Source organism: Rhizobium sp. 'Codium 1' (assembly GCF_020889605.1).
In the GTDB taxonomy this organism is placed as follows: domain Bacteria; phylum Pseudomonadota; class Alphaproteobacteria; order Rhizobiales; family Rhizobiaceae; genus Allorhizobium; species Allorhizobium algae.
This window is the reverse complement of the sequence record NZ_JAJGPW010000002.1, coordinates 881,435-905,334: the sequence shown is the minus strand read 5'-3', so window position 1 is coordinate 905,334 and position 23,900 is coordinate 881,435. Positions and strand designations below refer to the sequence as shown.

Here is a 23,900-nt window from a genome sequence, read left to right as displayed (position 1 = left end):
ATCGTGTCATGTGGCCGGCCCAAGTCGGTCAGATGTGCAGCGCGTGTCCCAAGGCCCTCAGAGAGGCTTCCTGCAGGGCCTCGCCGCGCGTCGGGTGTGCGTGGATGGTCGCGGCTATGTCCTCCAGCCGTGCCCCCATTTCGATGGCCATGGCGAAGGTCGAGGCAAGTTCGGAAACGCCTGCTCCAACTGCCTGCAGCCCCAGTACGGCGTGAGTGTCGGACCGCGCGACGACGCGCACAAAGCCATCTTCATCCTCCACCGTCATCGCCCGCCCATTCGCCGTGAAGGGGAACTGGCCGATCTTCACATCGAAGCCGTGTCTGCGGGCTTCCTCCGGCAAGAGGCCGGCGCTGACGATTTCCGGATCGGTGAAGCAGATGGCGGGGATGCAGCGCTTGTCCCAGGCGCGCTTGCGCCCGGCGACGATCTCGGCGACCATTTCGCCCTGCGCCATGGCACGATGCGCCAGCATCGGCTCGCCGGTGACGTCGCCGATCGCATAGACCCCGCGCATGGATGTGTGGCAGCGGTCGTCAACCTGCAGGAAAGCTCCGATACGGTCGAGGTCGAGTTCTTCCAGTCCTGAGCCTGTGGTGCGTGGTCGCCGTCCGACGGCCACGAGAATGCGATCGGCCTGCAGTTCGCGCCGTCCCTCGGCGGTCTCGACGACCAGCGCCTCGCCCGTGTCAGAAAGTCCAACGGCCCTTGCTTCGGTCAGCACCTTGATGCCGCGTTCGCCAAGCCTGCGCAGAACCGGTTTGACCAGATCGGCGTCGTACAGCGGCAGGATCTGCGATGTTGCCTCGACCACAGTGACGGCGGACCCCATCCGGGCGAAGGCGGTTCCGAGTTCGAGCCCGATATAGCCGCCGCCCACGACGACGAGCCGTTTGGGCAGGTCCGTCAACGACAGGGCCTCGGTGGAGGAAATCACTCGCCCGCCAAATGGCAGGGCTGCAAGCTCGACGGAATCGGAGCCTGTCGCAATCACCACGGTCTCGGCGCGGATGACCTGCTGGCCGGTTTCAGTTGCCACTTCCACGGTCTTGCCGTCACGAAAGCGGGCGCGGCCATGAACGATCTTAACCCGTGCCTTCTGCAGGAGGCCGGAGACACCGCCGGTCAATCGGCCGACAATCGCGTCTTTCCAGGCCATGGTTTTGGACAGATCGATCGAAGGTGCCTCGACGCGAATGCCAAGGGCATTTTCGCCTGCGGAAAGGGCGCGGGTCTTGTCGAAGGTCTCTGCCGCATGGATGAGTGCCTTGGAGGGAATGCAGCCGACCGTCAGGCAGGTGCCACCGGGGCGGCCCTCCTCGACGATGACGGTATCGATCCCGAGCTGGCCGGCCTTGATGGCGCAGACATAGCCGCCGGGACCAGCGCCGATGATGAGAAGCTTGCAGGAAATCTCTTTCATGACTCAGCCTTCGATAAAGATCAGTGCCGGGGTCTCCATCAGCACCCGCAGGCGCTGGACGAAGGTCGCCGCATTCCAGCCGTCAACGATGCGGTGGTCGAAGCTGGAGGACAGGTTCATCATCTTGCGCGGCACGAATTGCGCTCCATCCCATACGGGCCGTGTGGCGATCTTGTTGACGCCGACAATCGCCACTTCCGGATGGTTGATGACAGGCGTCGAGACGATGCCGCCAAGCGCCCCGAGTGATGAGATGGTAATGGTCGATCCGGTCAGTTCGTCTCGGGTCGCAGTGCCGGCGCGCGTGGCGTCCGCAAGCCGGTTCATCTCGCTCGCACAATCCCAAATGCCGCGCGCCTCGGCGTGTTTGACCACCGGGACCGCGAGACCGGCTGCGGTCTGGGTGGCAATGCCGATATGAACCGCACCGAAACGGGTGAGCATGCCGGCGTCGTCGTCAAAGGTGGCGTTGACATCAGGTTGCTCGACGACCGCCTTGACCATGGCGCGCATGAGGAAGGGTAGGAGTGTGAGCTTCGGCTGGTCGGTCCGACGTTCGGCATTCATCTTGGCGCGCAGTTCTTCAAGCGCTGTTACGTCCACTTCCTCCACATAGGTGATGTGGGGAATGCGGGAGGTGGAGACGACCATCTTCTCGGCGATCCGGCGCCGGAGGCCGGTCAGCTTGATTTCCTCCCGCGCGGTCTTCTTGGCGAGGCCGGAGACCGCAGGTGCTGGATCGGTGCCACGGGCTAGAAACTGTTCTACATCTTCGCGCAGGATGCGTCCCGCCGGGCCGGTTCCCCGCAGAAGGCGCAGATCAATGCCGTTCTCGCGGGCCAGCAACCGCACCGAGGGTGCCGCGAGCGGTTTGTCGAATTCCGGCGAAGGTTGCCGGGCGGGGGCTGGCGGCGGCGCGAATCCTTGCTGCGTACGGGGTTGTTCGTCGGTCTCGGTCTGCTGAGGCTCGGGCGTCGGCAGAACAGCCGCCTCCGGTGGTGGCGAAGACTCGCCGACACTATCCGTTGCGATCCGGATGAGGGGCGCCTTGACTGCGATTGTGTCTCCGACCTCGCCGCCGAGCCAGACCACCGTGCCGCTGACGGGGGTGGGGATTTCCACGGTCGCCTTGTCGGTCATGACAGCGGCAACCATCATGTCCTCGCGGACGGGATCGCCGATCTTCACCATCCATTCGACCAGTTCAGCTTCGGCCACGCCTTCGCCGACATCGGGCATCTTGATCGTGAACTCACCCATCGCTCAGGCCTCCATCACGTCAATGAGCGCGCGGCCGACCCTGGTGGGGCCGGGGAAATAGTCCCATTCCTGCGCATGCGGATAGGGCGTGTCCCAACCGGCGACGCGCATGACCGGGGCTTCCAGATGGTAGAAGCAGTGCTCCTGCACCAGTGCCGCGATTTCGCCGCCGAAACCGGATGTCAGCGTTGCCTCATGCACCACGACGCATCGGCCGGTCTTGGCGGCGGATTTTACGATTGTGTCGAGATCGAGCGGCATCAGGCTTCTGAGGTCGATCACCTCGGCATCCACGCCGGTGTCTTCGGCTGCGGCAAGCGCCACATGCACCATGGTCCCGTAGGTGATCACGGTGACGGCGGAACCCGCGCGGCGGACATCCGCCTTGCCGATAGGGATCGTGTAGTAGCCTTCCGGCACCTCGCCCAGTTCGTGGCGGGACCAGGGCGTCACCGGCCGGTCGTGATGGCCGTCGAAGGGGCCGTTATAGAGACGCTTGGGTTCGAGAAAAATGACCGGATCCGGATCGGCAATCGCAGCGGTCAGCAGACCCTTGGCGTCGTAGGGATTAGACGGGACAACGACTTTCAGACCGCAGACATGGGTGAACAGCGCTTCCGGGCTCTGGCTGTGGGTCTGTCCGCCGAAAATGCCGCCGCCGGTTGGCATGCGCACGACGATCGGGCAGGTGAAGTCTCCGTTCGACCGATAGCGGATGCGGGCCGCCTCCTGGGTCAACTGGTCATAGGCGGGATACATGTAATCGGCGAACTGGATCTCGACGCAGGGTTTCAGGCCATAAGCCGCCATGCCGATCGCGGCTCCGACAATGCCGGATTCGTTGATCGGCGTGTCGAAACAGCGGGTCTTTCCATATTTTGCCTGCAGCCCCTGGGTGCAGCGGAAGACGCCGCCGAAATAACCGACGTCCTCGCCGAACACGACAACGTCGTCGTCACGCTCCATGGATACGTCCATGGCGCTGCGGACCGCTTCGATCATCGTCATTCTGGCCATATCAGTATCCTGCCTGCTGTCGCTGGCGGCGTAGATGCGGCGGCATTTCGGCATAGACACCTTCGAAGATATCACGCACAGAAGGCTTACCGCCGGCATGCAGCGTGCCGTGTTCTTCCGCCTGGCGCTGGGCCGTGATCACCTCGTCCATGATCTCGGCTTCGGCTTGCACATGCCGTTCCTCCGACCAGGCGCCCCTGACGATCAGATGTTTCTTCAAGCGCAGCACCGGATCGCCGAGAGGCCAGGCTTCCGATTCCGTCTTGGGCCGGTAAGCGCCCGGATCATCAGAGGTTGAATGCGCGCCGACACGGTAGGTCACATATTCAACGAGGGTCGGCCCGAGATTGCGGCGTGCCCGCTCGGCGGCCCAGCATGCGACCGCATAGACCGCCAGATAGTCGTTTCCGTCGACCCTGAGCGCCGGAATGCCGAACCCGAGGCCTCGTGCGGCAAAGGTGCCCGAACCGCCGCGGGCAATGCCCTGAAAGGTGGAGATCGCCCACTGATTGTTGACGACGTTGAGGACCACGGGCGCCCGATAGGTCGAGGCGAAAACCAGAGCCGAATGAAAATCCGACTCGGCCGTCGAACCGTCGCCGATCCAGGCGGCCGCAATACGACTGTCATTCTTGATCGCCGATGCCATGGCCCAGCCGACGGCCTGGACATACTGGGTGGCGAGATTGCCGGAAATGGTGAAAAACCCATGTTCCTTGGAGGAATACATGATCGGCAATTGCCGCCCGCGCAGAGGGTCGGCCTCGTTCGAGAAGATCTGGTTCATCATCTCGACCATGGGATAGTCGTCGGCGATCAAGAGTCCGGCCTGCCGATAGGTCGGGAAGTTCATGTCGCCCCTCTGGAGGGCCTTGCGGAAGGCGCAACTGACGGCTTCCTCGCCGAGATGCTGCATGTAGAAGGAGGTCTTGCCCTGCCGCTGTGCCATCAGCATCCGGGCGTCGAAGGCGCGCAACGTCATCATTTGGCGCAGGCCGGTTCTCAGGTCGTCATCGTTCAGAAGGCCCGCCCAGGGGCCGACTGCCTCACCGTCGCGGTTCAAAACCCGGATGATCGAATAGGCCAGATCGCGGATATCCTCTGCGGCCGCATCGACCGGAGGCCTCGGCACTGATCCCGCCTTGGCGATCTTGACGTTGGAAAAATCGGGCTGCCCCCCCGGCCGAACAGCAGGTTCGGGGACATGCAGGCTCAGATGCGCAGGTTGCACCATCAGTCTCCTCCCGTGAAAACCTGCTCCTCTCCCCAGGAGCAGTTCAATCGACGTGAATGGTAAGCCTGTTACGTGTGGCAAGCCATGACAAAACTGCATCCAATTCTTTGGCCAGTTTTGCCATATTCTGCGTGAGGGCTCTGCCGTCCGTTAGGAGGCCTGAATGGATCTGGCGCTCTTGCGGAAAGCCTCTGGGCTCTCCCCCATCCATTTCTTGAAGGCGCGGTAAAAGGCACTCGGCTCCGAATACCCCAGACGGGCGGCAATCTCGCTGATGGTGTCTGGCGTGTTGATCAGCATGTCGCGGGCAAGGTCACGGCGAATGTCGTCCTTGATGCCGGCATAGCTTTGTCCTTCGTCATGCAGACGGTGGCGAAGCGTCGATGACGACATGCGCATGTCGCTGGCCAGATCACCGAAGCTGCCCCAGTCGGCAGGTCCCTTCTGGGTCAATCGACGCCGGACGGCCGCAGCCGTGCCGGCGTCATAGCGATAGCGGATCAAGATGTTGGCGGGCGCTCCCCGGAGGAATTGCCGCAAGGCCTGTTCGTTGCGCGCGATCGGCAAGGCTAGCAGGGAGGCATCGAATCCGAGGCGGCTCACCGGTTGCGAGAAGCGAATGGGAGCGCCGAAGAAAAGCCGGTGCTCCGCGCTCAGTTTCGGTTCGCTGCAGCGAAAATCCACAAGGCGGATTGGAATGCGCCTGCCCACCAGCCAGCAGGTCAGTCCATGCAGGATAATCCAGTAGCTGCGATAGGCGAAGGCGGAGCGGGGCTTTCCGGTCTCGCAAAGCTCGATCACTGCCGTGCCGTCATGCACGTCAAGCCGACCCGTCGGCTCGCCCAGCACGATGTTGAGGAAACGCAGTGCCCGGCGTAGAGCCCGATCGAGCGTCGGTGCGTGGAGCACGCAGTGGCACAGAAGCGTGAAGCTGCCGCGTGGCATCGGTCGTTCACCAAGGCCGAAACATTCGTCATTGAGTTCTTCGGCAATTGCGAGCCAGAGGCGCCCGAAGGTCTGCGTCGAGACCGGCTGGTCGACGACAGGCGGAAGACCGAGACGGGACAGAAGCGGCTCTGTGGGGCGGTCGGCGCGTCTGAGACTGTCGAGAGCCTCTTCGACGAACCCCGTCGAGATCATATGTCGTTCGGTTTCAGCCATGGTTTTCGTTCGACCTCAAGCGCATCAGTGGCAAAAGTGGCCTCGAGAATGGATCGATTTCGTCATCGGTTGCAACTGTGAAACGCAGTAGAGTTTACGGCATCGGCAGCTTCAGACGAAAACTGGAGGGGAGGAGGGTCGATGCGCATCGACAATGCCTGTTTCATCGTGACCGGCGGTTGCTCCGGGCTCGGCGCGGCGACTGTGCGCATGATCACCGAGGCCGGCGGGCGCGTCTTGATTGCCGATCGTGATCGCGAGCGTGGGCAATCTCTTGCACGGGAGCTCGGCGATCAGGTTGCCTTTCTTGAAACAGACGTGACGCGTGCCGACGATGGCGCCGCGGCAATCGAGGCCGCGACAATCACCTTCGGCAATCTGCGGGGATTGATCAATTGCGCAGGTGTGGCTCCGGCGGAGAAGGTTGTCGGGCGCGACGGCCCACACGGGCTGGAGAGCTTCGAGCGGACCATCGCGATCAATCTCGTCGGCACCTTCAACATGATCCGGCTTGCTGCTGCCGCCATCCAGACGAACGAACCCGATGCCGAGGGTGAACGTGGCGTCATCATCAATACCGCCTCCGTTGCCGCCTTTGACGGACAGATCGGTCAGGCCGCCTACGCTGCGTCCAAAGGCGGGATCGCCGCCATGACCCTGCCGATTGCCCGCGAATTCGCACGGTTCGGCATACGGGTGATGTCGATTGCGCCGGGTGTCTTCGAGACGCCGATGATGGCTGGGATGCCGGCGGAGGTGCGCGAGACGCTGGCCTCCAGTGTTCCATTTCCCCCGCGCCTTGGCAGACCTGCGGAGTTCGCAGCCCTTGTCCGGCACATCATTGAAAACACGATGCTCAACGGGGAGGTCATCCGCCTCGATGGAGCAATCCGCATGGGCGCGCGCTGATCGCTGCCGGAGGAGGAAAGATGGGAACCCAGGATCCAATCGTCATCGTCGGTTCTGCCCGAACCCCGATCGGGAGCTTCCAGGGCGAGTTGAAGGCGATGACCGCAGCCGCGCTGGGTGCTGCTGCCATACGGGCGGCGCTCGACCGCAGCGGACTTCAAGCCGAGGCCGTCGACGAGATCCTGTTTGGCTGTGTTCTGCCGGCGGGGCAGGGCCAAGCGCCCGCACGCCAGGCTGCGATCGGTGCCGGTCTGCCTTTCTCGACGGGTGCAACAACTGTGAACAAGATGTGCGGCTCCGGCATGAAGGCGGCCATGCTCGCCCATGACCTTATTGCCGCCGGAAGTGCATCAATTGCGGTGGCTGGCGGCATGGAGAGCATGACCAATGCGCCCTATCTGCTCGACCGTGCCCGCGCTGGCTATCGGCTCGGACATGGTCGTGTGCTGGATCACATGTTTCTCGACGGGCTTGAGGATGCCTATGACAAGGGCCGGCTGATGGGCACCTTCGCGGAAGATTGCGCGGAGGCCTATCAGTTTACCCGAGACGCGCAGGATGCTTATGCAATTGCATCGCTCACCCGCGCAACAAAGGCTATCGCCGATGGCACCTTCGACCACGAGGTCGTGCCGGTTGTCGTCAAAGCCGGCAAGGCGGAGCAGGTCGTCGGTCGCGACGAGCAGCCGGGCAAGGCAAAGCCAGAAAAGATCCCGACCTTGAAGCCCGCCTTCCGCGACGGCGGCACGGTGACGGCGGCCAATGCCAGCTCGATCTCCGACGGTGCCGCGGCGCTGGTCCTGATGCGACGCTCGGAAGCGGCGCGGCGCGGTCTAGCCCCGCTTGCCACAATCCTCGGACACGCCACGCATTCGCAGGCGCCCAGCCTCTTCGCCACGGCGCCGATCGGTGCCCTGCAGAAGCTCTCCGATCGCATAGGCCTGCCACTTTCAGAGGTCGACCTGTTCGAGATCAACGAAGCCTTCGCCGTCGTCGCCATGGCCGCGATGCGCGATCTCGATCTGCCGCATGACAAGGTCAATGTTCATGGCGGTGCCTGCGCACTCGGCCATCCGATCGGAGCATCCGGAGCGCGGATCCTGGTGACGTTGATTGCAGCACTTGAACGATACGATCTGAAACGCGGCATGGCAGCCTTGTGCATCGGCGGCGGCGAGGCAACGGCTATCGCCATCGAGCGGCCCTGATTGGAGGAAGACAGGATGGTTCTTTCGGAGCTTCAACAGCAGATCCTCGAGATGACGCGCAGCTTCGCCCGCGAGCGGCTTGCCCCAGGTGCCGCCGAACGCGACCGGGATCACCGCTTCCCACGCGAGGAACTGACCGAAATGGGTGAGCTTGGGCTGCTTGGCATGCTGGTTCCGGAAGCCTATGGCGGATCGGACACCGGTGTGCTCGCCTATGCGATTGCGGTCGAGGAAATAGCCGCAGGCGATGGCGCCTGCTCGACGATCATGAGCGTGCACAGTTCGGTGGGCTGCGTGCCGATCCTGAAATTCGGGACGGAAGAGCAGCGGCAGCGCTTCCTGCCGAAACTGGCCTCGGGCGAATGGATCGGCGGTTTCGCCCTGACGGAGCCACAGGCCGGATCGGATGCCTCGAACCTGAAAACCCGCGCCCGCCGCGACAGCGATCACTACATCATCGACGGCGCCAAGCAGTTCATCACATCGGGCAAGAACGGCCATGTCATTATCGTCTTTGCCGTAACCGATCCAAGCGCGGCTAAGAACGGGATTACGGCCTTCATCGTGCCGACGGATACACCGGGCTACGAGGTCCTGCGTGTCGAGGAGAAGCTCGGTCTCAACGCGTCAGACACCTGCCAGATTGTCTTCAATGGACTGAAAATTCCCGCCGAGAACAGGCTCGGCGAGGAGGGGGAAGGCTATCGCATCGCACTTTCCAACCTGGAAGGTGGACGCATCGGGATTGCGGCCCAGTCGGTCGGCATGGCGCAGGCGGCCTTCGAGGCGGCACGCGACTATGCCGGTGAGCGAAAGGCGTTTGGCAAAGCAATTGCCGAGCATCAGGCTGTCGCCTTTCGCCTGGCCGATATGGCGACACAGATCGAGGCCGCCCGGCAGCTCGTATGGCATGCAGCTTCGCTGCGCGAGGCCGGCATTGCCTGCATTTCTCAGGCTTCCATGGCAAAGCTCTTCGCTTCCGAGATGGTCGAGCGCGTGTGCTCGGATGCGATCCAGATCCATGGCGGCTATGGCTATATGCGAGATTATCCGGTTGAGCGGATCTACCGGGATGCCCGTATCTGCCAGATATACGAGGGCACGAGCGACGTGCAGCGCATGGTGATCGCCAGAAATCTGTAGGATGCCACATTGGCAGCGCTCGGGGACGGACGTGAAAACAGGGAGGAAACGCAATGCTTGAGACGATCGCCTTCATTGGTCTTGGCAATATGGGTGGGCCGATGGCTGCCAATCTCGTCAAGGCGGGATATCCGGTGCGCGGATTTGATCTTTCTGAAGCGGCGAAGCTCGCCGCGAGAGAAAGCGGCATCACGCTCTGCGATACGGCGGCACACACCCTGACCGGCGCCGCGATCGTCATCACCATGCTGCCTGCCGGTCATCATGTCCTGTCGGTCTGGAGCGAGCTCGTCGGGGTTGTCGATGAGGGGACACTGATGATCGACTGCTCGACGATCGATGTCGACAGCGCCCGGAAATGTCATGCGCTTGCGGCTGGGGCCGGCTGCCTGTCGCTCGATGCGCCGGTCTCCGGAGGAACGGCTGGGGCAAGTGCCGGCACGCTGACCTTCATGGCCGGCGGGGAGGCGGATGCTTTGAGCCGGGGGCGCCCGGTGCTGGAAGCCATGGGACGACGGGTCGTCCATTGCGGTTCGGCCGGAGCCGGCCAGGCTGCGAAAATCTGCAACAACATGATCCTCGGCATCACCATGGCGGGCGTCTGCGAGGCCTTCGTGCTGGGCGAGAAGCTCGGGCTTTCGCATCAGGCCCTGTTTGACGTCGCCTCGACATCATCTGGCCAATGCTGGGCGATCAGCACAAACTGCCCGGTTCCGGGACCGGTGCCGACTTCCCCGGCCAATCGAGACTATGCGCCCGGATTTGCAGCGGCCCTGATGCTGAAGGACATGCGCCTGTCGCAGGAGGCTGCCAACTCGACCGGTACGGTGACTGCCCTTGGTGCGCATGCGACCGAGCTATACGATCTCTTCGACCAACTTGGGCATGGAGGCGAAGATTTTTCGGCGATCATCAACTATGTGCGCAGCAAGTCTGCATAATCCCGGCGACTTTGCGGTTTGCAAAGAGCCTTACGCTGCATTCACGTTTTCAGTGGCTTACGTTTGATCAAACAGCCCGGTCGTTCGACCGACGGCAGTGCCCGACACCCTTGCGTTCTCATTCCGGCTTGCCCAACATTTGTGGCAGGCCCGTGAGCGACGCCATGCGGGAGCGGGACTAGTCTGCCCCCGTGTAGCTCGGCGTGATCGGCACAGCGCTTCCGCAAGTCTGCGACAAGGCTTTCACCTGCGACGGCCTCAATCGACCGAGCGTCACCTGCCCAAACCGCGGCCAGAAACCGCCGATGTCAGCGGCTCCTTCACCTGCGCCATGTGCAAGAGCACATGCTGCACGTCAGACAGTCTCGTATCCTTGTTCATTGCCCGCCCCGATCCATGCGGATCAGATGCCCTCCGAATTCATGTATCTTCATTTGATACAAGATGAGGGATCATGTTACGAAACTTCAACTGATACATAAGGATGTTGTTCATGAGCGGCGATCCCAATCCATTCCTCAAGCCGGCGGCCGTGAGCGACTATGTCCGCGAGACTCCGCTCAAGGTGCCAGGCTTCGCAGACCTGCACAAAATGGCGACGCTGCTTCTGGCCGAACATGCGTCGGGCGCCGCGGAAGTGCTGGTCGTGGGTGCCGGCGGCGGCCTGGAGATCAGGGCCATGGCAGAGTTGCGCCCGGACTGGCGATTTACCGGCGTCGATCCTTCGCCCGCCATGCTGGATATCGCCCGCCAAACCACCGCGCTTTGGGCCGAGCGAACGCATCTTCTTCATGGCACGGCGGTCGATGCACCTGCTGGTCCTTTCGACGGGGCGGTGTGCCTCCTGACGCTGCACTTCCTCGAATGGCGCGAGCGGCTGGAGACGCTCAGGGAAATCCAAAAACGTCTCAAACCGGGCGGCGTTTTCGTTGCTGCCCATCACACCGCGATCGATGAACAAGCGGATCTCTGGCTGGAGAGATCTGCGACCTTCGCCAGGGGCTTGAACTTGGCGCCCGGTCAAGCGGCAGCCTCGGCCAAGGCGATGGCCGAGCGGCTGTCGCTGCTTTCGCCACACCGGGAAGAGGCGTGTTTTCGCGAAGCGGGTTTCCAGCAGCCAAGCATGTTCTATGGCGCTTTTTCGTTTCGCGGCTGGGTGATGACGGCCTGATCATCCCTGAACCACCACGAGATGAGGGTCGCCGAGCCGTGATCGAAACCTGCAATTTCGCTTTCGAGCCGCCCGTAAAGGGGCAATATCGATCTGGTCGAAAAAGCAGCCCCTGTGCTGACGTGGTGAGCCTACAAAGCTTGGGACACCTCGTCGGTCTCCCAATTAGGCGCGAGAGCCTACTGTCAGCGGCCGTCAATCGTGGGAATATGCGGCACGGGCGCGCAGTATAGCCATGCGCTATTTCAACAATTCCCTCAGTCGGGGCGTTGCAAAGTCGAGGAATGTTCTGAGTTTCAGCGGCATCAGGCCTTCCGATAAGTGGAGGAGGTGAACCGATGAGGCCTTGGGTTCAAAATCCTCCAGCAATGGCACCAGCAAACCGGCATCGACGGCCCGTTTTGCCTGGTAGGCCATGACGCGGGTTATCCCGAGACCGGCCGCTGCAGCATCGACCGCCGCTTCTGCCGTGTTGACGGACAGGCGCGTCCGGATTGGCACTTCGATATGTTTTGCCCCGTCTCGGAACGTCCACAACCGTGTTGAAAGTACCCCTTTGAACGCAATGCAATCGTGGTCCTTGAGTTCGTCAGGGTTTGAAGGACGGGAGTGCCGCTTCAGATAGTCGGGATTGGCATAGGTCGTCGTGCGGATCGACCCCAGACGGATCGCAATCAGGCTGCTGTCCGGGAGCTCGCTGATGCGCAGCGCGATATCGATATGTTCGTCAGCTAGACTGATCGTTCGATCGCTCATCGTCAGGTGAATGTTGATCTCCGGAAAAGCCTTCAGGAAATCCGCGACGATTGGCAGCAAATGCAGGCGACCGAAGACAAGCGGCGCCGTCATGGTCAGGTCTCCCTTCAGCGCAACATATTCTCCGGATGCGCGCCGTTCCGCTTCTTCTACTCGCTCGAGAATTTCGCGCGTCGCAGCGACGTAGCTCTCCCCTGCCTCAGTGAGCAGGATCCGGCGGCTGGTGCGGGTCATCAGGCGAACGCCGAGATGCGCCTCCAGCTCGGCGATCTTGCGGCTGACCGTCGGTAGGGGCGTGTGCAATGCGCGCGACGCAGCGGAAAGGCTGCCATGTTCCACCACAGCCAGCAGAACCGCCATGGCATCAAGCCGATCCATAGTTGCCTTCCATAAAACGAGAGGTTGGTTTCAGAAATAACGCCCTACTACAAAAAATTGGATGTCGCTAGATTTCTCCCATCGCCGGATGATTGTGTCCGGATCTCAAGGGAGCCAGCGATGAAACTCTATCACTTTCCACTTTCGGGCCATGCGCACCGCGCTCGCCTCTTCCTTTCTCTGCTCAATGTGAAAGCTGAGATTATCGACCTTGATCTGGCGCACGGCGAGCACAAGACGCCGGAATTCCTGAAGCTTAACCCGTTCGGCCAGGTGCCGGTGCTGGAAGATGGCGATGTCGTTGTCAATGATTCCAATGCTATCCTTGTCTATGTCGCCAGGAAGCTTGGCCGCACAGATTGGCTGCCGGATGATCTGGCTTCTATCGCGAAGATCCAGAAGTGGCTTTCCGTGGCGGCCGGAGAAATTGCATATGGCCCGTGCGCGGCACGACTGATTACAGTCTTCGGCGCAGATTTCCGCGCCGATGAGGTGATTGCACGCGCTCAGCGGGTTCTTGCCCTCATCAATGCCGAACTTGAAAATCACCCCTTCATCATCGGCAACACGCCGACGATCGCAGATGTCGCGCTCTACAGCTATATCGCCGGCGCTCCGGAAGGCAATGTCGACCTGGCACCGCACCCGCATGTTCGCCATTGGTTGGCGCGGATCGAAGCCTTGCCCGGTTTCATCGCTCTGCCAAAAACGGCAGTCGGCCTCGCAGCCTGAGATAATCTCGCGGTCGCGGCTTTGGTCACGGCCGCCGTCTCACAGGACATTCAAATGTCTGCTGAAAAAGCCTTACCACCGTCACCATGGCATGCGGGCGAATTGCAGTTGCAACAGCACGCCGGTGTGATCGAGCAGATGGACCCAGTCGGGCGCAGGGTCTTGCGAACCTTCCTGATCGATCAGCACCGGGATTTCTATCCGCTGTTGCCGTTCATCGTCATCGGCTCTGTCGATGGCGATGGCAGGCCATGGGCTACGATCCGCAGCGGAAGGCCAGGCTTTCTGCATTCGCCCGACCCTCTCACACTGGACATCGAGGCCGCCAGCGATCCTGATGATCCCGCCGAAGCCGGGCTCATCGACGGGGAACCGATCGGTCTGGTGGGCGTCGATCTCATCACGCGCCGGCGCAATCGGTTGAACGGTACCGTTGTCCGCAGCGGCAATGACCGGTTTTCCGTTTCCGTCGGGCAGAGCTTTGGCAATTGTCCGCGCTACATCCAAAATCGGCAATTCAGCTTTGTGCGCGATCCGGCGACCCCGGCGCGCTCCGACGTGATGGTTTCAGATCGTCTGGGCGCAGATGAACGGGCTATCATCGAAGCTTCCGACACCTTTTTTGTTGCGTCTTATGTGGAGCGCAACGGGGAAGGACGGCAGGTGGATGTCTCCCATCGGGGTGGCAGACCCGGTTTCGTTCGCGTCGATGCCGATGGTGGCCTGACCGTGCCGGATTTCAATGGAAACCTGTTCTTCAACACGCTCGGCAATTTCGTCATCAATCCGCGCGCCGGACTTCTGTTTGTTGATCATGCGACGGGGGACATGCTGCAGATTGCCGGCACTGTCGAAATCATACTGGATTCACCCGAAATTGCCGCCTTCGAGGGCGCCGAACGTCTCTGGCGCGTGATGCCGGAGAAGGTCGTTCTGCGCAGAGATGCATTGCCGCTGCGATGGAGCCTTCTCGAAGACGGCATGTCACCGAGCAGCCTGATGACGGGAGGATGGAGGGAGGCAGCAAGGCGCCTCGAGATCGTGGCCAAGCCAAAGACATGGAGGCGCTTCCGCCTGCAGAGGGCGATCCAGGAAAGCTCAACCATCCGTTCGCTTCACCTTGCACCGGTCGATGAAGAGGCGCTCATTCCGCACCTTGCAGGCCAGCATTTGCCGATCAGGATCAAGGATGGGGAGGGCTCGCTCCGCCGCAGCTATACGATATCCAGCGGTCCGGCGGATGGCTTCTACAGACTGAGCGTGAAGCGTGAGGGGCGGGCATCCACGCTCCTGCACACACTGCAGGAAGGCGACGAGATCGAGGCACTCGCACCGGCCGGAGCATTCACCATCGACGCATTGGAACGCAACCGACCGGCCGTTCTCCTCGCGGCAGGCATCGGCATTACGCCGTTGCTGTCCATGCTGCGCCATATCGTCCAGACGGGCGACAGGACGCGCTATCGCCGGCCGGTCTGGCTGTTCCGGTCGTCGCGCATCTCTGCCGAAAGAGCGTTTGATCGCGAAATCGTCGAACTGGTCGCGCGCAGCGAAGGAACGGTTCGGGATATCAGGGTGCTCGGAGCGCCTGATGAAGACGACGAGGGCCTTTTTGATACAGCCGGTCGGATCGACATGACGCTGTTGAAGGCTCAACTGCCATCTGGCGACTATGATTTCTACATCTGCGGACCGGCATTCTTCATGCAGTCAATGTATGACGGATTGCGCCACCTGAACGTTGCTGACGACCATATTCATGCGGAGGCGTTCGGCCCTTCCGGCCTGAAGCGCGATCCCGGCATTTGCCTGTCCTCGCAGCCGCCTAGGCCCGCAGCTCAGGCGCCGACCCGCGTCGTCTTCACACGATCGCGAAAAGAGGCGCTCTGGAAGCCAGGCGGCGGATCCTTGCTGGACCTCGCCGAGCAGTGTGGCCTCACTCCGCATCATGGCTGCCGGGCCGGCAGTTGCGGCGATTGCCGAACCAGGATTGTCAAGGGCGACGTCAGTTATCGATCAGCGCCTGGCCATGCCGTAGCAGACGGCGAGGCACTTATCTGCTGTTCGGTCCCGGCACAAACGGAGGAGGATTTGGAGCTCGAATTGTGAGGGCTGGCCAGCCAGATCGCTGCTCGCGTTTGCCCGTTACGGATCGTCCGCTGAAAGAGTGCGACGGTGGCGTTTCGGTGTCCTCGGCTCCGGTCTTTGGCGCTCAGTACGACGGTTGATATTTTGATCATTTGCTGAAATTTTGTGCTCTCAATTCATCGGGGGCGCCATCTTGCAGTTCTTACGTTCACTTGGGCCGGCAGTGCCAGGCACTGCTCCGGTGGAGGCGTTTCGCGCAGGTTTCGGCGCTTTTATCGGTCTGGGGATCACTGGTCTTTGCTTGCTTTCCACCGGCGTTGATCTCGAATATGGCCTGTATCTTGTTGCTCCCCTGGGTGCGAGCGCTGTGCTCCTGTTTGCAGTTCCCAACAGTCCTCTCGCTCAGCCCTGGTCTGCGGTCGTCGGCAATACGGCGGCGGCTCTCGTCAGTGTCGCAGTCTCGCTGGTCATTCACGAACCAACCTTGAGGATTGCCCTCGCTGTTGCGCTGGCGATTGTCGTGACATTCATGTTGAGGGCGGTCCACCCTCCGGCGGGTGCCGTTGCGATGACGGCGGCAATGAGCCCGGACGCGGTGGAGCATCTCGGCTTCTGGTTTGCTCTTGCGCCGATTGCAACGGGGACTGCCAGTCTTGTCCTGATTGCCGTCGCCTATGCCAGACTGACGGGGCGTCGCTATCCGTTTCGTCAATTCGAACAACAGAACAGATATGGCACCGGTGATCGCGTTCCGGCCGAGCGGCTCGGGCTTTCCGAGACCGAGTTGAGCGATATCCTTCAGCGCTACCGGCAGTCATTCAATCTTGGCGTCGAGGACCTGGCACGCCTGATCGGCGCGGCCGAGCTCCAGGCAGCCGCACACCAGACCGGCGCTCCGACGGCGGGCGCGATCATGTCGACCAACTTGATAACGGTAAGAGCGGACACTGCGCTTGGCGAGGTTGCCGATCTCTTCAGGCGCCATCGTTTCACATCGCTTCCCGTGGTCGATGAAAAGCAGCGGTTTCTTGGTGTCATTTTCCAGATACATCTGATCAGTCGTGCAAGAGACGATGCGCTGCGCCTCGATCGGGGCCTGATGCCGGCTCTGCGTCGGCTGATCGATCCTGAAAGGGACAAGCCGGTCCTGGCAATCGACGTCATGAGCGTCACGGTGCCTCGCGCCATAGCCACGACACCACTGGGCGCATTGCTGCCGTTGATGGGGGATACGGATGTCGATGCGGTGCCGGTTCTGGAATACGGAAAGCTCATCGGGATCGTCACCAGAACCGACCTCATTGCAGCAATGGCGCGGGAAATTGCCAGAGCAGCAGATTGATCGCATCTGCAGTGTCTGGAGCAAGCCGACTGGTTTCCACGTCTCCGCGCAGATCTTGATTATTCAGCATGATCACCCCGAGCTGATCGCCTTGCTTCAACCGGTGCCGGCGGCGAAGCGTGGAAGGAGGACTTCGTTTTTTCCGAGTGCATGTGCCGCACGAGATCGTCGGCGAATTTCTTGGCGCCTGTCCAAAGCGCGCGCCATGAATTGCAGGCGTCATCCGGAAGGTGCTGCCGAAGAAGGCCCGTGAGCGGATAGATGCAGCCGTTGCGGCTGCACGGTAAAATCATCCGCTGGTGCATGTTTCTCGGCCGCCGCCGGGGTGTTGATCCCCGGCGGCGTCGCCATTCGTGAACCGTTTCGATGGTCGGTCGTCACGCCTGTCATATCCTGCCATCCGCCCGATCTATTGCGTCGCTTTACTCGTCGAGCGGAGATGCGCTGGGCACCTCTCAGCCAACTTGTCCGGTACCTTCCGGCCAGGATGATCCCGTGCCTGTCGGGTATTTCGTGCGCGATGCTCATGTGTCGGTTAATACAGGTTGCCTTGCCGCGCAGGAAATCGCGTGTGTGGGCCCAGCTCGACTCGGGGCCCCAAAAACCGGCAGCAGGCCAATCATGCACTATCGAAACATCGGAAATCGACCTAGATTAAGTAGGGGATTCAAAATTAGCCTAGGAAAATGAAGTTGACCAACATACCTCCCTCCCTCAACGAGGAGACGCGCCTACAGGCTCTGCACGACCTTGAGGTGCTGGATAGCGCGTCAGAACGGGAGTTTGATGCCCTGGTCAAGGCGGCCGGGCTGGTGTGCGGTACACCTGTCTCCCTGATCAGCTTGGTCGATCAAGACCGGCAGTGGTTCAAGGCCAATGTAGGTCTCCCGGGCGTCACGGAAACCTCTCGAGACCTGTCGTTCTGTGCGCATGCCATGCAGCAAAATGCGCTGATGGAAGTCGAGGACGCTACACAGGATACGAGATTTTCTGACAATCCGCTCGTTACCGGTGACCCCAAGATCCGATTTTATGCGGGTGTACCACTTGCGCTGACAAACGGACAAAGCGTCGGCGCATTATGCGTTATCGATCATAAGCCCCGGAAGCTGACGCAGCATCAGCGCGATGTGCTGAACCAACTCGGCTACACGGCAGCGCGGGCACTTGAAGCCCGTGTCGCTGTCAAGAACGAGAATTACCTGCGTCTCGTTGAGTCGAGAGCGGCGTCGATACTCCAGAGCAGCCCCGACGCGATCGTGGCGATCGGTCTGGACGGCTTGATACAGCATGCCAATGAGGCAGCGGAACTGCTGTTTGCGTGCTCTCGTGACAGTCTGATCGGCCAGCCTATTGCTCGATTTGTGCCCGCCGGGTTCGAGGATGGAGGGATGCTCGACGCGACGGCCTGGTTGCAGCGGGAGGCCGGGAAATTGGCGGAATGCACCGGCTTGCGTGCGGATGGGACCGCGTTTCCCGCTTCGATCGCAATCGGTCCAATTCTGTCGAAGCTTGGCGAAATCGTTGGCCTGACTGCGATCATTCGAGACATCGGCGATCTGGTGATGGCCCGGAAAAAGGCGTCCGACAACGAGGAACGCGTTCGGCGACTGTATGAGACTACTCCGGCGATGATGCATTCCATAGATGCCAGCGGGCGGTTGCTGAGTGTCAGTGATCGGTGGCTGGAGGTTCTGGGCTATCGCCGTGACGATGTGATCGGTCGTCTATCGTCGGAATTCCTGACCGCGCAGTCGCGCATCAAGGCGCGCACGGTACTTCCCGAGTTCTTTCGAACCGGCCATTGCGAACAAGTCGAATATCAAATGGTCAGCAGCCGGGGAGAGGTCATAGACGTGCTGGTGTCGGCGACCCTTGAACGAGACGTTGAAGGTCGGCCACTTCGTTCCATGGCGATCATTGAAGACGTTACCCTTCGCCTTCGGGCGGAGCGAAGCCTCGCCGATGAAAGGGAACGTCTCGCCAACATTATTGCAGGCACGCGGGCCGGAACCTGGGAATGGAATGTTCAGACAGGAGAAGCGCGCTTCAACGAACGGTGGGCCGAAATCATCGGTTACACGCTCGATGAGCTCCAGCCCGTGTCCATCGACACGTGGATGAAGCACGGCCATCCCGACGATCTCTTGTCCTCGGGCGAACACCTGCAAGAGCACTTCGATGGCAAATCGCCCGCTTACGAATTTGAAGCACGGCTACGCCACAAGGATGGACATTGGGTCTGGGTTCTTGACCGCGGAAAGGTGATCACCTGGACAGATGACGGTAAGCCGGAGTGGATGTTCGGCACGCATCAGGACATCACGCTTCGAAAAACCCAGGAAGATATGCTTCGCAAGAATCAGATTTTCCTCGACCGAACCGGCAAGGTGGCCGGAGTCGGTGGCTGGGAGGTCAATCTTCAAACCTGCGACATCGTCTGGTCCGACGAGACCTGCCGTATCCACGGTGTTGAGCCGGGATATGTGCCGACGATGGATGAGGCAATTGCCTTTTATGCCCCTGAGGCCAGGCCCCTGGTCCAGGAGGCGGTCAGCAAGAGCATGGCCACGGGCGAGGGCTGGGATCTTGAATTGCCATTTATCAAACTTGGCGGGGAGCGAATTTGGGTTCGCGCCGTGGGCTCGGTCGAATTCCAGGGAGACAAGCCGATCCGCATCAGCGGTGCCTTCCAGGATATCTCGGAAAGAGTTCACCAGCGTATGGCTTTGGAACGCCTCAACGAGCAAATGGCTGCCGCCACGGAGAACGGCCGTATCGGCATATGGGATGCCGATCTTGCAAGTGGGCGGACCTATTACTCCGATATGTGGTGCGAGTTGTTGGGTTACTCGCGTGAGGAGTTCGGGGATGCCATCGACAACTGGTTGGAACTGGTTCATCCCGATGATCGGGAAAGAGCAAAAACTGCCGATCGCGACCACATCGCGGGAAAGACAGCGTTTTTCGAGGAGGAATTCCGCATGCGCCGCAAGGATGGCGGCTGGGTGTGGATACTTGACCGTGGTAGGGTCGTTGCACGGGACGACGACGGTAATCCAGTCAGGATGATCGGAACTCACGTCGACATAACGCGGCGAAAGATGGAAGAAGAGGAGCGACGCCTTCTTGCCGATCGCATGGCAATCGCAACCGACAGCGGCGGCATCGGAATCTGGGACTACGACCTTGTCGGCGATACCGTCACGTGGGATCCATGGATGTACCGTCTGTTTGGTCTGCCGGAAAGGACGGGCGAGCGGGTTCCGGACCTATGGCGTCGTCACATCCACGAAGATGATTACGAGCGTATCGAAGGCGCTGTCTACAGAGCGATCAGAGACAAGTCGCCACTCAACGAAGAATACCGGATTATCCGGCCGGATCATTCGACCCACTATATCCGTATATCGGCAAAGATCATTGTCGACACATTGGGCAAGCCAATACGGTTGATCGGTGCTGCCTGGGATGTGACCAGTCAGCGAAAGCTGGCGATCGAGTTGTCGGAGCAACACGAGCTGATGCGCGTCACCCTCCATTCGATTGGTGATGCTGTCATAACGACTGACGCGCTCGGCATTGTGCAGTGGCTCAACCCCGTAGCTGAACGTATGACCGGCTGGTCGGCTGCCGAAGCAAAGGGGCAACCAAGCAGTCTCGTGTTCAATGTGATCAATGAAGAAACGCGGCAAAGAGCTCCGGATCCCATTACAGCTTGTCTGCGTACTTTCGGCATCGTCGGTCTCGACGAGAATACGGTTCTCGTCGCCCGTGATGGAAGGGAATTCGGCATTGAAGATTCTGCTGCTCCCATCAGAAGGGCAGAGGGGGATGTGCTGGGTGCCGTACTCGTCTTCCACGACGTCAGCGAACAGCGGCGTCTTTCGCGTGAGATGCGCTACAGAGCAAGCCACGACCCCCTCACCGGCCTGATCAACCGCTCGGAGTTTGACAGACGGCTACAGACCGTTTTTGAAAAATCGCATTCTGACGGGTCTTCCAATTCGCTGCTCTATATCGATTTGGATCAATTCAAGATCGTCAACGATTCATGCGGTCATGCCGTCGGTGACGACTTGTTGAAACAGGTCAGCAAGCTTCTGGCCGGCGCCATCCGGTCGGGCGACACGCTCGCTCGCCTGGGCGGTGACGAATTCGGCGTGATACTTGAATCGTGCTCGGTAGAAATGGCACAAAAAATCGCACAGTCGATGTGCGATCGGATGCGAGACTTCCGTTTTGTGCATGATGACAAAAGGTTTCGCGTCGGCACAAGCATCGGTCTTGTTCCAATCGACGGAACGATGCCTACTCTCGCCTCCATCCTGCAGGCCGCGGACAATACCTGTTATGCGGCCAAAGAGGCGGGGCGCAACCGTGTCCATGTCTGGATCGATACCGATCAGGCCATCGCGGCTCGATCCGGCGAGATGCGGTGGGCTTCGCGTATCGAGCGTGCGCTGGATGACAATCAATTCGTGCTGTTCGCACAGAATATCAGGCCCATTCAGGGCAAGCTCGCCGGCCGACATGTTGAGCTCTTGATACGCATGAAGGATGAAGATGGCAGCTTGATTTCGCCATCTGCCTTTCTGCCATCTGCAGAACGGTTCAATCTTGCGACACGCTTGGATCAATGGGTGCTCAAACATGCGATCGATTGGATCAGGAGCCTGCCGCCGGCAACGGAGCTGGAGACAATCAGCGTCAATCTATCGGGGCATTCCATTGGTGATCGTTCGTTTCATCGGCAGGCCATTGCCATTCTCAAGGATGCCGGCGAGTCCGTTTGCCAACGACTTTGCTTTGAAATAACCGAGACCGCCGCCGTCACGAATATGGCGGATGCGACGACGTTCATAGATCAGGTTCGGAGGAGGGGCGTTCGGGTCGCTCTTGATGATTTCGGTGCAGGAGCGTCATCGTTCGGCTATCTGAAGCGCTTCCCCGTCGATTATCTTAAAATCGATGGACAGTTCATTCGCGATATTACGGAAGATCCGCTTAATGATGCAACGGTTCGCTGCTTCGTTGAAGTCGCACGTGTTTTGGGTATCAAGACGGTGGCCGAGTATGTTGAAAGCGCCGAAATCCTCTCCAAGCTCGCCTCGATCGGTGTCGATTATGCCCAAGGCTTTCATATCCACAAGCCAGAGGCGATCTAGCGGAAGCTTTGAGCGCTTCTGGCGATGCTAATCACCTGCAATCCTGTCCTGTAATGGGATAGGCGGACCTTCTTGTTCCGTTTAAAAAGTGAATGCTGGCTCAGTCATTCGTGTCGCAGATGCACAACGCGCTGCGGGAACGGGATCTCGATGTTGTTCTGTTTCAGGATGTCCCAGATCGCAAACAGCACGTCGCTCTTGATATTGGCGACGCCCTCGGCAGGATCGCGGATCCAGAAGCGGAAGATGAAATCAAGCGAGGACTCGCCCATCGCGGAAAAATGCACGATGGGCGCCGGTTTGGCGAGGATGCGGCGATGCTTCACCAGTCCGGCTTCGATCAGCGACTTCACTTGATGCGGATCGGCATCATAACTCACGCCAAATGGCACCTCGATCCGCACATTCTGATCACTGTAGGACCAGTTCACGACCTCCTGACTGATCAATTGTTCGTTCGGGATCAGGTGTTCACGCCCGTCACGGGTGACCACGGACGTGTACCGGGTGTTCAACTGGTTGATCCAGCCGAACGTGTCGCCGAGCGAAATCACGTCTCCGGGCTTTATGGATTTGTCCATCAGCAGTGAAATTCCCGAGACAAAGTTCGAAACGCTTTTCTGCAAGCCAAATCCGATGCCGACACCGATAGCGCCCGAGAATACGGCGAAGGTCGTCAGATCGAGGCCAACGGCCCGCAATGCGATCATCACCGCAATGAAGAAGAAGACGATCCGCACCAGTTTGCCGATCAAAACCTTCATCGAGGGCGACAGTTCGGTCGATCGCCTCAGGGCCGTGTCCAGCAGATGGGCAGCAAATCCGACCGCCCAAAGAAGAAGGCCGAGCAGGATCACGGCCTTGATCAGTCGCAGCGCCGATAGGCGTGTGTCGCCAACCGAGATCGCCATGGTGTCGAGATAGACGGTCACGGCAGGCATCAACCGGAGGATCGACAATGCGGCAATGAACCAAAGCGAAACGGAAACGATCCGGAACACGAAGCGATTGCGGATAACACTTGCGAGGATATTGATCAGGATCCAGGCCGTCGCGAGTTTGGTAACGCTGCCCAGAAGAAGCGTGTTGCTGGTCCAGGTGATCTGGCGGAACGTTGTCCAGAACAACCAGACGACAACAAGGAAAATCAGTGGCGCGATACGCTCAACGATCTCCCGCTTGTAGGTCCTCAGCCAATGACCGTCGTCACCGTCCAGAAAAGCCTCGATACGGCGTGACACTGCCCGCGTGAAGGTGAACGAACAGATGACCGCAAAGACGATCGCAAGACCCTGGTACACGACCCAGGTTGCGGTCGCACGTGCAAAGAAGGCCCGCAACTGCTCGACCTGATCCGGAAACATGTCGATGTATGGCGCGAGAATCTCCATCTGGTCATCCTTCGCAAGAGTTCAGAGCGATTTCGCGATGGCGTCGGCGAGTTGCTGCCAGGCCTTGCCATGCGCATCGACGATGGCCGAGGGTGTCTGGGCCGCTGCCCGTGTCTCTATGTCGAACTGCCGGATTCGGTTGCGGCTCTCGGCGCGATCACGACGGATCGAGAATTGGCCTGAAAGTCGCATGATGCCGGATTTGTCGACATACATCTGCTCGACATCGACACGGACTTCGGCTTCGGGAACTCCACCGAGCGGCCAGGGATCAGAGGCGACATCCGCGCCGGTCATGTCGGCGAGGCTGCGCACCAGATGGAGGCGCATGGCACGCTCGGTGTCATCGGCCCAATCGGCCTTGGGGATCGCGACAATTGCGCCCGTCTGGTTCTGGACATAGATCCCGGTCTCTTTCGCATAGCTCGGCAGGTTGACGGTCATGACCGAGATCGTGCCTGCGCTGGTTTTGACCGTCTGTCCGGTTGAAACTGGTTCGATCAGAAAGCGGTCAGGCGCGGCTGCGCTGCATGCTGCGAGGGACAGTGCTAGAAAAGCTGATATGACAATACGCATGG

General features: G+C 60.3%; 17 protein-coding genes. 9 read left to right on the top strand and 8 right to left on the bottom strand.

All coding sequences use genetic code 11. From position 1 onward, the window contains the following. Nucleotides 1-28: 28 nt before the first annotated feature. The 5 genes from lpdA to LJE98_RS09395 all read right to left on the bottom strand — a co-directional run bounded on the left by lpdA (nt 29) and on the right by LJE98_RS09395 (nt 6,095). Complete coding sequence (gene lpdA / locus LJE98_RS09415; protein ID WP_229574917.1) at nt 29-1,423, bottom strand: dihydrolipoyl dehydrogenase; 1,395 nt, start codon at nt 1,421-1,423, stop codon at nt 29-31. A gap of 3 nt (nt 1,424-1,426) precedes the next feature. Beyond that, on the bottom strand, nt 1,427-2,683 hold the full coding sequence (locus tag LJE98_RS09410; protein WP_229574915.1) for a dihydrolipoamide acetyltransferase family protein: 1,257 nt from the start codon (nt 2,681-2,683) through the stop codon (nt 1,427-1,429). A gap of 3 nt (nt 2,684-2,686) precedes the next feature. Then, on the bottom strand, nt 2,687-3,700 hold the full coding sequence (locus LJE98_RS09405; RefSeq protein WP_229574913.1) for an alpha-ketoacid dehydrogenase subunit beta: 1,014 nt from the start codon (nt 3,698-3,700) through the stop codon (nt 2,687-2,689). Between the two features lies 1 nt (nt 3,701). Next, entirely contained in the window at nt 3,702-4,934 is a 1,233-nt protein-coding gene (locus tag LJE98_RS09400; RefSeq protein WP_229574911.1) for a 3-methyl-2-oxobutanoate dehydrogenase (2-methylpropanoyl-transferring) subunit alpha, read from the bottom strand. A 150-nt stretch (nt 4,935-5,084) separates the two neighbouring features. Beyond that, on the bottom strand, nt 5,085-6,095 hold the full coding sequence (locus LJE98_RS09395) for an AraC family transcriptional regulator (protein WP_229574909.1): 1,011 nt from the start codon (nt 6,093-6,095) through the stop codon (nt 5,085-5,087). 141 nt (nt 6,096-6,236) lie between these two features. Between LJE98_RS09395 and LJE98_RS09390 the strand changes: the two genes are divergently transcribed. From LJE98_RS09390 to LJE98_RS09370, 5 genes are all read left to right on the top strand, one after another. Beyond that, nucleotides 6,237-7,004 carry a 3-hydroxyacyl-CoA dehydrogenase gene (locus LJE98_RS09390; RefSeq protein ID WP_229574907.1) on the top strand — a complete coding sequence of 256 codons (768 nt, stop codon included), beginning with the start codon at nt 6,237-6,239 and terminating at the stop codon, nt 7,002-7,004. 20 nt (nt 7,005-7,024) lie between these two features. Then, the gene (locus tag LJE98_RS09385; protein ID WP_229574905.1) at nt 7,025-8,212 is read left to right on the top strand and encodes an acetyl-CoA C-acyltransferase; all 1,188 of its coding nucleotides are present in this window, start codon (nt 7,025-7,027) and stop codon (nt 8,210-8,212) included. A 15-nt stretch (nt 8,213-8,227) separates the two neighbouring features. Then, nucleotides 8,228-9,355: an acyl-CoA dehydrogenase family protein gene (locus LJE98_RS09380; protein ID WP_229574904.1), complete on the top strand. Its 1,128-nt coding sequence runs from the start codon at nt 8,228-8,230 to the stop codon at nt 9,353-9,355. A 53-nt stretch (nt 9,356-9,408) separates the two neighbouring features. Beyond that, on the top strand, nt 9,409-10,296 hold the full coding sequence (gene mmsB, locus LJE98_RS09375) for a 3-hydroxyisobutyrate dehydrogenase (RefSeq protein ID WP_229574902.1): 888 nt from the start codon (nt 9,409-9,411) through the stop codon (nt 10,294-10,296). Nucleotides 10,297-10,789: 493 nt separating this feature from the next. Further along, nucleotides 10,790-11,467: a class I SAM-dependent methyltransferase gene (locus LJE98_RS09370; protein ID WP_229574900.1), complete on the top strand. Its 678-nt coding sequence runs from the start codon at nt 10,790-10,792 to the stop codon at nt 11,465-11,467. A gap of 240 nt (nt 11,468-11,707) precedes the next feature. Here the strand turns inward: LJE98_RS09370 and LJE98_RS09365 are convergent, their stop codons facing one another. Beyond that, nucleotides 11,708-12,601: a LysR family transcriptional regulator gene (locus LJE98_RS09365; protein ID WP_229574899.1), complete on the bottom strand. Its 894-nt coding sequence runs from the start codon at nt 12,599-12,601 to the stop codon at nt 11,708-11,710. A gap of 120 nt (nt 12,602-12,721) precedes the next feature. Here LJE98_RS09365 and LJE98_RS09360 point away from each other — a divergent pair, with 120 nt between their 5' ends. The 4 genes from LJE98_RS09360 (at nt 12,722) to LJE98_RS09345 (ending at nt 21,931) form a co-directional block, all read left to right on the top strand. Continuing rightward, a complete protein-coding gene (locus LJE98_RS09360) occupies nt 12,722-13,333 on the top strand; it encodes a glutathione S-transferase family protein (protein ID WP_229574968.1) in 612 nt (203 codons plus the stop codon). Between the two features lie 54 nt (nt 13,334-13,387). After that, nucleotides 13,388-15,442 (top strand): pyridoxamine 5'-phosphate oxidase family protein, encoded by a 2,055-nt coding sequence (locus LJE98_RS09355; protein WP_229574897.1) that lies wholly within the window; start codon nt 13,388-13,390, stop codon nt 15,440-15,442. A gap of 202 nt (nt 15,443-15,644) precedes the next feature. Next, nucleotides 15,645-16,763, top strand: a complete 1,119-nt coding sequence (locus tag LJE98_RS09350) for an HPP family protein (RefSeq protein WP_420710125.1) — start codon at nt 15,645-15,647, stop codon at nt 16,761-16,763. A gap of 692 nt (nt 16,764-17,455) precedes the next feature. Continuing rightward, entirely contained in the window at nt 17,456-21,931 is a 4,476-nt protein-coding gene (locus LJE98_RS09345; RefSeq protein WP_229574894.1) for a PAS domain-containing protein, read from the top strand. Nucleotides 21,932-22,035: 104 nt separating this feature from the next. On the opposite strand, the gene LJE98_RS09340 is transcribed toward LJE98_RS09345, so the two are convergent. After that, nucleotides 22,036-23,322, bottom strand: a complete 1,287-nt coding sequence (locus LJE98_RS09340; protein ID WP_229574893.1) for a mechanosensitive ion channel family protein — start codon at nt 23,320-23,322, stop codon at nt 22,036-22,038. A 21-nt stretch (nt 23,323-23,343) separates the two neighbouring features. Beyond that, nucleotides 23,344-23,898 carry a PqiC family protein gene (locus LJE98_RS09335; protein ID WP_229574892.1) on the bottom strand — a complete coding sequence of 185 codons (555 nt, stop codon included), beginning with the start codon at nt 23,896-23,898 and terminating at the stop codon, nt 23,344-23,346. Nucleotides 23,899-23,900 lie beyond the last annotated feature (2 nt).